This window comes from Streptomyces fildesensis (assembly GCF_016107395.1).
GTDB lineage: Bacteria > Actinomycetota > Actinomycetes > Streptomycetales > Streptomycetaceae > Actinacidiphila > Actinacidiphila fildesensis.
This window is the reverse complement of sequence record NZ_JAAIKO010000108.1, coordinates 1-2,104: the sequence shown is the minus strand read 5'-3', so window position 1 is coordinate 2,104 and position 2,104 is coordinate 1. Positions and strand designations below refer to the sequence as shown.

Sequence of the window (2,104 nt, the reverse complement as noted above, 5' to 3'; positions counted from 1 at the left end):
GCTCTTCCAGCAGCCGGGTGTCGATGCGCTCTACGCCCATCACGCCCCATCTCTCACATCTCACGGCACCGGCGCGATCGCAGGCGCTCCCACCCAACCTTCGGTGCCGCAAGCCGCTTGGATTGCCGTCCGCCACGCAAACGGGCGAAGGGATCATCCTCACGGGTGAACGCGTCTACTATCAGCTGACGATGCCGGCCGGTACAGCGAGACTGATGAAGGCATGATGGTGCCTACGAGCATCCAATACCACCGGCGCAGTCGAATCCGGTGAGAGCTTCATCGATTGCGGGAGCGTCTTCGGATCATCCCTGCCGGAAACAGCTGCGGCGGTTACAAGACTGCCGAAAGCACAGATATACTCCCATCTCTTTCCGGTGGCACGGGTAAAATCTCGTCGGACCATCTTGCAGTGCACTGGAGGCGTTCGTAGTCGCGGGCGTCGCGACGGGCGATCGTGCTCCAGTCGAGGTCCTGCGGGCGGCCATGTTCGCCGCGCCGTGTGCCACGTTGGCGGCCGCCGCGCACGACCTCGCAGTGGGTGCACCGCCGCCGGTCCGGGCTGGCGGTCTGGGATTCGTCGCGGTTCTCGCACCCGGCTGCATCCTGGCCGGTAGGGAGCGCTCCCTGGCCGGGATCGGCGATGCGATGCTCGCCGCCCAGGCCGCCCTGCACACGGTGTTCGCCGCAGCGCGGTACCGAACCGCGGCACTGCCCGGATGCACGATGCTGATCGCTCACCTCATCCACGGTCCCATCACTCCCCGGGCCACGGTGCCGCACCTGCCGGTGGCGCTGGCCGCCGCGGGCTCGAATGCGCGTATCGGCATTGGAGTGCTCTTCGTGCTCGTCGGCCTCGGCCTGCTGACCGCCTGAGCCGCTGCGGCGGTTCGAACCGTGCGAACGGATCCGGGACGGACTTCCCCGCATCCCGTGCGTTTCCGGCCGGCTCCGCATCCCGTGCCGGGATGCGGAGCCGTTGGCTCACCGTTCCGTCGGGGCGGCCAGGCGGAAGCGGAGCCGGCAGATGACGGCGTCCGTGTCACGACGGACGGCGTGGGCGACGACCGCGCCGCGCTGGTTCTGCAGCAGTCGCTGCCTCAGATGCGCCGGCAGGTCCTGACCTCGCGCAACATCCGAAGTTGCCGCATCACGGACTGGGTCCTACCGCCAAGCGTTGGGCCACTTGCAGATCGTTGCCGATGCCGCTCGACCCGCGCCGACCCTGGCGAGTTGACGCTCGGACGCGCGACTCACTCAGCGCAATTTTACGGCTATATATCGGAATTGATTGCATATGGTCCGTACCATGATTCAGTGACCATCCCGATGGCAACTGGCATGTTCCCAAGGCCCCCGACCGCAGGAGGCTGCAGGTGAGTGAGCGTCCGATCAATGACTACGCGGTTCTGTCGGACTGCCGGTCGGCCGCCCTGGTGGGCTCGGACGGGTCAGTGGACTGGTGGTGCCTGCCGCGTTTCGACAGTCCGGCAGTCTTCGCCCGCCTGCTTGACACCGATGCGGGTCATTGGTCCATTCGTCCGTGTGGAAGTACCGAGGTCAGTCGGCGGTACCGGGACGGCGCCCTGGTGCTCGAGACGACGTTCCGCACCCGTACTGGCACCGTTGTCCTGGTGGATGCGCTCGCCGTGGGACGCAGAGAGCGAGGCCATGCGCTCGGCAGCGCATCCCCCGGGGCGCTCCTGCGGCAGGTCACCTGCAGCGAGGGCAGTGTGGTGGTTGAGGTCAGTTACGCGCCGCGGCCGGAATTCGGCCTGGTCCACCCTCTGATGTCGCCGGTCAAAGGAGGCCTTATCGCGCGCGGTGGCTCCCACAGCCTGATGCTGTCTGTACCGATCGAACTCGCGATCGAGCAGTCCACCGCCCGCTGCGAGATCATGATGCGAGCTGGTGACCGGCTCGACATGGCCTTGCACGCCCACCCCGCCTGGGGCGACGAGCCCAGACCGTGGAGCCGACGACGCATCCGACGGCGCCTGGCGGACACCACCAACAGCTGGCGGTCCTGGACAGCGCTGCACCAGGCTTACCGCGGGCCGTGGCAGGAGCAGGTCGAGCACAGCGGGCGGGTACTGCAGGCGCT

The 2,104-nt window shown here is 67.3% G+C and carries 3 protein-coding genes; all 3 read left to right on the top strand.

Annotated elements, in window-relative coordinates; translation table 11 throughout:
- Nucleotides 1-227 (top strand): hypothetical protein (locus C6N31_RS44865; protein ID WP_232486335.1); only part of this gene is annotated, 227 nt, incomplete at its 5' end.
- A 259-nt stretch (nt 228-486) separates the two neighbouring features.
- Complete coding sequence (locus C6N31_RS42065; protein WP_138359619.1) at nt 487-876, top strand: hypothetical protein; 390 nt, start codon at nt 487-489, stop codon at nt 874-876.
- A 500-nt stretch (nt 877-1,376) separates the two neighbouring features.
- On the top strand, nt 1,377-2,104 hold a 728-nt coding region (locus C6N31_RS42060), incomplete at its 3' end, for a trehalase-like domain-containing protein (protein ID WP_307811611.1).

Coding starts and splice junctions, on each gene's coding strand:
- C6N31_RS42065 (WP_138359619.1), top strand. CDS start 487: ATGTTCGCCGCGCCGTGTGCCACGTTGGCGGCCGCCGCGCACGACCTC.